This is a genomic window from Bradyrhizobium sp., from assembly GCF_030654605.1.
GTDB lineage: Bacteria > Pseudomonadota > Alphaproteobacteria > Rhizobiales > Xanthobacteraceae > Bradyrhizobium.
Window position 1 is genome coordinate 1 of sequence record NZ_JAURXB010000248.1, and the last position, 6,838, is coordinate 6,838.

7 protein-coding genes are annotated in these 6,838 nt (G+C 64.9%); 1 reads left to right on the forward strand and 6 read right to left on the reverse strand.

Translation table 11 applies throughout. The annotated features are described in order from the left end of the window. Nucleotides 1-266 precede the first annotated feature (266 nt). The 6 genes from Q7U29_RS22390 to Q7U29_RS22415 form a co-directional block, all read right to left on the reverse strand. Nucleotides 267-1,220 (reverse strand): ribose-phosphate pyrophosphokinase, encoded by a 954-nt coding sequence (locus Q7U29_RS22390; protein ID WP_304744914.1) that lies wholly within the window; start codon nucleotides 1,218-1,220, stop codon nucleotides 267-269. Nucleotides 1,221-1,403: 183 nt separating this feature from the next. Then, the gene (locus Q7U29_RS22395; RefSeq protein ID WP_304744905.1) at nucleotides 1,404-2,039 is read right to left on the reverse strand and encodes a hypothetical protein; all 636 of its coding nucleotides are present in this window, start codon (nucleotides 2,037-2,039) and stop codon (nucleotides 1,404-1,406) included. 66 nt (nucleotides 2,040-2,105) lie between these two features. Then, nucleotides 2,106-2,876, reverse strand: coding sequence for a peptidoglycan editing factor PgeF (gene pgeF / locus Q7U29_RS22400; protein ID WP_304744907.1), 771 nt, complete (start codon nucleotides 2,874-2,876; stop codon nucleotides 2,106-2,108). After that, entirely contained in the window at nucleotides 2,873-4,009 is a 1,137-nt protein-coding gene (locus Q7U29_RS22405) for a class I SAM-dependent methyltransferase (RefSeq protein WP_304744916.1), read from the reverse strand. Before Q7U29_RS22405 ends, pgeF begins: the two co-directional genes overlap by 4 nt. 25 nt (nucleotides 4,010-4,034) lie before the next feature. Beyond that, nucleotides 4,035-4,883, reverse strand: a complete 849-nt coding sequence (gene lgt, locus Q7U29_RS22410; protein WP_304744909.1) for a prolipoprotein diacylglyceryl transferase — start codon at nucleotides 4,881-4,883, stop codon at nucleotides 4,035-4,037. Between the two features lie 196 nt (nucleotides 4,884-5,079). After that, nucleotides 5,080-5,808: a dienelactone hydrolase family protein gene (locus Q7U29_RS22415; protein WP_304744911.1), complete on the reverse strand. Its 729-nt coding sequence runs from the start codon at nucleotides 5,806-5,808 to the stop codon at nucleotides 5,080-5,082. Nucleotides 5,809-5,995: 187 nt separating this feature from the next. On the opposite strand from Q7U29_RS22415, the gene Q7U29_RS22420 reads away from it, so the two are divergent. Continuing rightward, the gene (locus Q7U29_RS22420) at nucleotides 5,996-6,286 is read left to right on the forward strand and encodes an accessory factor UbiK family protein (RefSeq protein ID WP_304744913.1); all 291 of its coding nucleotides are present in this window, start codon (nucleotides 5,996-5,998) and stop codon (nucleotides 6,284-6,286) included. Nucleotides 6,287-6,838: the final 552 nt, after the last annotated feature.

Consider the following 6,838-nt stretch of genomic DNA (forward strand, 5'->3'; position numbering starts at 1 on the left):
CGCCCGAGGCGACGATCGCCGGTTCGTAACCGCCGTCGCGGAGCGCCTCGTCGATGAGCGTCTGGATTAACGGGTCGTCTTCAACGACCAGCACGACCAACAAGTCCGTCAAACTCGAATCCCCCGATAACCAGCCCCCCAGACATCACGCGCAAGCGGGTTATTGGTTCCGGCGGAATGTAAATCTGTAGCCCGGAGGGATCCAGCGGGCCGGCGCAAGACGCCGCCGATGGCGCAATCGGGCTACGCAGCCACGAAGCGAAATCTCAGTCGAACAGACTCGACACCGATTCTTCCGCGGCGGTGCGGCCGATGGCTTCGCCGATCAGGCCGGCGATCGACAGCGTACGGATGTTGGGCGCCTTGCTGACCGCTTCGGTCGGCAGGATCGAGTCGGTGATGACGAGCTCCTTCAGCCGGGAGCCGGCGATCCGGGCGGCGGCGCCGCCGGACAGCACGCCATGGGTGATGTAGGCGTAGACGTCCTTGGCGCCGTTGGCGAGCAGCGCATCGGCGGCGTTCACCAGCGTGCCGCCGGAATCCACGATGTCGTCGATCAGGATGCAGGTATAGCCGGCGCAATCGCCGATCACGTTCATGACTTCGGATTCGCCGGCGCGTTCGCGGCGCTTGTCGATGATCGCCAGCGGCGCGTTGATGCGCTTGGACAAGCCGCGGGCGCGGACCACGCCGCCGACGTCGGGTGAGACCACCATGACGTTGGCGAGGTCGAAGCGCTCCTTGATGTCGCGCACCATCAGCGGCGAGGCGTAGAGATTGTCGGTCGGGATGTCGAAGAAGCCCTGGATCTGCCCGGCGTGCAGGTCGAGCGTCATGACGCGGTCGATGCCGGCGTGGGTGATCAGATTGGCCACCAGCTTGGCGGAAATCGGCGCGCGCGAGCCGACCTTGCGGTCCTGTCTTGCATAGCCGAAATACGGTATCACCGCGGTGATGCGGCGCGCGGACGACCGGCGCAGGGCATCGGTGATGATCAAGAGTTCCATCAGATGGTCGTTGGCGGGAAACGACGTCGACTGGATGATGAATGCATCCGAGCCGCGGACGTTCTCGTGGATCTCGACGAAGATTTCCATGTCGGCGAAGCGCCGGACCACGGCCTTGGTCAGCGGCAGGCCCAGCTGCTGGGCGATTTCGTTGGCGAGAACAGGATTGGAATTGCCCGCGACGAGCTTGATGGAGCCGTTCTTGGCCGACATCAGGGCCTCTCCCCGCGCCTTGCTGGATACAATGTTCAGCATCTTGGAATACCCACAGAAGCGGCGCGTTTCGACGAGCGAGGTGATATCAAGGAGGGTATCCGGCTGGCAACCGTCGAATCCGGTTTTCTCGGGTTTTCCTGCGCAAAATCAGGTCCAGGAGGCCTCAGGGGGCGTTTTGCGTTAACGTCTGCTGTAACCCAGGGCGCTGTCGCTGCCGAGCGAACTGACCGTAAATCCGTCCGAAACGGGAGCTGGAGCGCTCGCCACCGCCGGGCCGCGCCGGGCGGGCGCCGGGGCGGGCAGGGGCGATTCCGCCGGCGCCGTGCCGTTGATCATGCCGGAGAGGCCGGAAAGGCCGGCCTGCGCGATTTTCCGCAGGATCAGATCGTCGGCGGCGGCCCAGGCGTCGCGTCCGGCCTTGCCGGCCGGTTCCTCGCCGGACAGCCGCAGCGCGCGTTGCTGGTCGCGGTCATAGACATCCCAGACCCAGGCGATGGTGGTGCGGCCGCGGCTGACCTGGGCGGCGAGATAGCTGCGCACCCGGTAGGAGGCCGCGCCCTCGCGGGAGACGATCTGCAGGTTGCGCAGCTTGGATTCGCTGTCGAGCACACCCACCATCCGCTCGAACACCTGCGGCGGCGGCCCGTCGATCGATTCGAACGCCACCGTCGGGCCGCTGCCGGCCATCGCGATCGGGCCACCGCCCGCGCCGCCGCCGGCGCAGCCGCCGAGTCCGCAGGCGATCGCAAGCCACGTCGCCGCGGCAACGGCGCGCGCTGGGCTGGCCCGGAACAGGGGTGCGTGAGTGTCCCTCATCGCATCAAGCGATATCGTTAAATCGTGTTAAGGTCTAGGGCAGCGGCATTGTCCGGTTTCGGGACGTCATTCGCGCTCCAGCGCGATCGAATGCACGTGCCGGCCGTAATCCGGCTCCTGGCGATGCACCGAGCGGCGGTAGCTGAAAAAGCGCTCGTCGGAATAGGTGTCGATGCCGGTGTCGTCGATCACGTGCACGCCCGCGTTTTCGAGTCGCATCCGGATCAGGCCGGCGAGGTCGAACATCGAATGGCCCTCGCGCGCCGAGGGAATGAAGAAGCGCCCGTTCTCGGCATCGGCCTCGATGAAGCGTTCGACGAATTCGCCGCCGACTTCGTAGGAGTGCTGGCGGATCAGGGGACCGATCGCGGCGACGATGCCGTCGCGCTCGGCGCCGAGCTTTTCCATCGCGTCGACCGTGGATTCCAGGATGCCTGTCAGCGCGCCCTTCCACCCCGCATGCGCCGCGCCGATCACGCGCGCGGCGGGATCGACGAACAAGATCGGTCCGCAGTCGGCCGCGGTGGCGCCGATCGCGAGGCCCTCGGTGCGGGTGACGATGGCGTCGGCGCGCGGCCGCGATCCGCCTTGCCAGGGTTTTGATGCCACCACGACATCGGGCGAATGGGTCTGCCAGAGGCTGAGGAAATGCGCGGGACTGACGTTCAACTGCTCCGCCATGCGGCGGCGATTTTCCTCGACGTGAGCGGGATCATCGTTCGAGCCGACGCCGCCGTTGAGGCTGCCGTAAATGCCGCCGGACACGCCGCCCTCGCGGGTGAAAAAAGCGTGGCGCAGGCCGGGAATGGCCGAGAGCAGCGGCGATTCCAGCGTCATGGTGCTTCTGCCCTGGCGTCCTGCTTTTCGTCGTTGTCGTCGTGGAAGCCGGCGACGTCGTCGAGGTGGGGTTCACAGACCGCGAGCACCTTGAACATCGATCCCATGCCGCCGCGGCCGCCGCCGATCAGGCGCTTCAGCGCGCCCGAAATGTCCTCGGAAACCTCGTGGCTGGCTTTCGCCATCAGGGTCACCGCGCGGGTTTCGATGCCGAGCCGCTTGAGAAAATCGCCCTGCGGCACCGGACCGTGCACCCGTGCGCCGAGGTCTTCGGCGGCGCGCACCAGCGCCTGGAAATCGACATGGGCAGTGACGTCGGCCTGACCCGGATTCTTCAGCGGATCGGTAAAGCTGTGGCGGGCGATGGCCTGAAAGGTATCGCCGGCGTCGCTGCGCAGATGACCGTAGTCGATGATCAGCGCCGCGCCATCCTGGTCGCGCACCCGTGTTGCGATCTTCATGATCTCGGCATCGGGCCGCCACTCGAACACCGCGCCGACCGGGGCGGCGCGCACCAGCGGCGGCAGCAGCACCTCGAAGCGCGGTATCGGATTGGGCGCGGCGCCGAATGTCAGCTTGCCGGTGTCGTCGATTTCGACGGTGCGTTCATGCCAGCCGGTTTCGCGCTTCACCACCTGGTGGATCGGCAGCACGTCGAAATATTCGTTGGCGAAGATCACCGAGGGCCCGTCGGGCACCTCGTCGATGTGCTCGTGCCAGAAGATGTTGCGCACGCCCGACAGCGTGGCCTTCTGCTTGTCGCGCAGCACCGGATTGATCTCGACCAGGTGGATGTTGAGCGACTGATAGAGCGGCGGCAGCACCCGCAGCGCGCGCAGCGCGTCCGCCATCATGGTGCCGCGGCCGGGCCCGAGTTCGATCAGCCGCAGCAGCGGCGGCGAACCGATCGCCTTCCAGATCGACGCCGCCCACAGCCCGAGCAATTCGCCGAACATCTGGCTGACTTCCGGCGCGGTGGTGAAATCGCCCTCGCGCCCCAAGGGATCGCGCGAGACATAATAGCCGTGCTTGGGGTGGGTCAGGCACAGTTCCATGTAGCGCCAGACCGGCATCGGACCGGACGACTTGATCAGCTTCTTGATCTCGGACTGCAGCGGCGAATATTCGGTCACGGTGTCCCTTATGGAGTCGCTCATTTCATTGTGTCTGCTGGCTGGCTAACAGGTTCGTCGGCGTCCGGCGCCATGCCACCACGATCAGGATCGCTCCGACAATGATCATCGGCACCGACAGCAGCATACCCATTGTCAGCCCGCCCCACAAAAATCCGAGCTGCGGGTCGGGTTCGCGGAAGAACTCGGCGGTGATGCGGGCAAAGGCGTAAATCGCGATGAAACTGCCGAGGATTAGGCCCGGCCGCCTCAGCGCGCCCATCCGGATCATCACCGCCAGGATGATGAACAGCAGGATACCCTCGAGCCCGGCCTCGTAAAGCTGGCTGGGGTGGCGCGGCAGCGGCCCGCCATTGGGAAACACCACCGCCCAGGGCACGCTGGAATCCGCCAGCCGGCCCCACAGCTCGCTGTTGATGAAGTTGGCGAGACGTCCGAGCAGAAGGCCGATCGGCGCGACCGCGGTGGTGATGTCGCCGAGCGACAGGATCGGAATGCCGTTCCGACGGGCGAACCACATCACCGCGACGACGCAGCCGAGAAAGCCGCCGTGAAACGACATGCCGCCCTTCCACAATTCGAAGATCTCGGCCGGATGCTCGATGAAGAACGGCAGATTGTAGAACAGCACATAGCCGGTGCGGCCGCCGACGATGATGCCGAGCGTCACCCAGAGGATGAAATCGTCCATCTGCGGCAGCGTGATCGGCGCCGGCCCGCCCCACAGTCTCTCGTTCTTGATCAGCGCGCGGGCATAGAGCCAGCCCAGCACGATGCCGCCGATATAGGCCAGCGCGTACCAGCGGATCGCGATCGGCCCGATCGCGATGGCGATCGGATCGAATACCGGAAAGGCGATGGTGAGAAATTGCATCTGGTACCTGGAATCAGTGTTGCAGCCCATCCTTCGAGACGCATCGCTGCGCGATGCTCCTCAGGATGAGGTTTGGCTTGTTGAAGCACAACAAGTCCTCATGCCCGGACGAGCGCTTTGGCGCTCGCTCGGGAGGAGCGAGCGTCGCGAGGGTCTCGAAGCATGGCAGCAAGCGACTTACCTCATTTTGCCGATACTACTTCGTCAGGTTGCGCTTGTAGAGCGCCAGCAGCCGTTCCCAGTGCCGTTCGGCCGCGTCGCGGTGGTAGACCGGCCGCTTCGGAAAGGCAAAACCGTGATGGGTGCCGGGATAGATCTCGACCTCGGCATTGGCGCCCTTCACGCCCGCCGCGACCTTGTCGATGATTTCCTGCGGCGCGTAGATGTCGGTCTCGGCGCAGGCGAAATAGAGTTCGGCTTTGGTCTTCTGCCCGGCGAGATGCGGGCTGTCGGGCTGGTCGGTGGCCAGATGGGTACCGTAGATCGAGGCCGCCGCCTTGACCGGAAAATGCGTCGCGGCGTTGATGGCGTAGCGGCCGCTCATGCAGTAGCCGACCGTGCCGATGATCCCGGTATTCGCCGCCGGCTGCTTTTCGGCCCAGGCGAGCAGGGCGGCGGTGTCTTCCATCACCATGGGGATGTTGATCGAGTTCATGTAGCCGAACATCGCCTTGCGCTCGGGCGCTTCCGGGTCGGGCGGGATCGGGCCAAGCTCCATGACGCCGGAGCGGTAATACAGGTTCGGCAGCATCACGTAATAGCCTGATGTCGCGAGCCGGCGCGCCATGTCGCGCAGTTCCTCGCGGATCGCCGGCGCGTCCATGTAGAAGATGATGACGGGAAACGGGCCGTCGCGCTCGGGATGGCTGATGAAGGTGGTGGTGTGGCCGTCTTTGGTCGGAATCTCGATCTGCTGGTCGATCATGGGACGTTTCTTCTCGTTTTCCGGTGGGCGGTTTTGTGTTTCTGGCAATGCGATACGATTGCAAGGAAACCGGGTCATGACAAGGCAACCTGACCCTTGCTGGCCCTGATTGGGCTTGAACCGCGCCTTCGGGATCGCCATTGTCATATCCAGCATTTTCCTTCGCAGCCGACCGGAGATTTTCACGATGACCCAGACCAGCAACCGGTTTTTCGACGAGATCGGGCGTCTGATGAACGACGCCGCGGGCGCCGCCCAGGGCGTCAAGCGCGAGGTCGACACCGTCGTCCGCAACCAGGCCGAGAAAATCCTGCGCGACCTCGACATCGTCAAGCGCGAGGAGTTCGAGGCGGTCAAGGACATGGCGCGGCTGGCGCGCGAGGAGAACGAGGCGCTGAAGGCGCGGATCGCGGCGCTGGAAGCGAGACTCGGCGGTTTCGCGCCGGATGCCAGCGGCGCGGAAGGCAGTGCCATCTGAGGCAACACTCTCCCGTCACCACAACTCGTCATCCTCCGCGAAAGCGGGGGATCCAGTACGCCGCGGCCTATCGATTCAACGTTGACGTCTCTGGAATACTGGGTCACCCGCTTTCGCGGGTGATGACAGGTGTGGGTGTGCGCAAACAGCGCTTCACGACTCGCGGCGCGTTTCGCCCGAGGTTTGCCCGTCACGTCACGCCCTCTGCAGTCAGAGGGCGCAGGGAAAGCCGGATGCGCGCTGCACCCGCGGTCTCGTGTGCAAAAGTCGAACGAAAAAACGCACACGAGCATACAGGTCCAGCGGAAACATCCGACTTTCCCTGCGCGGCAGTTTACGGCTTATACATGCTCTCCTCGGTGAGCCCTGCGCTTTTGCCACCGTCGCCCCCGGCAAACCCGGGAACTTGACACCAGCCCTTGGGGTGTCGGGACCACATGATTTCGCCGTCCGCTTCAGGCGCCCTCGTCAGCACGCCATCCCCGTCCACCGCATCCCCGCCCCGCGCCGGTACGTTGCGCAACGCCCCCCTGAGTGGGGCGGGATGGAGAT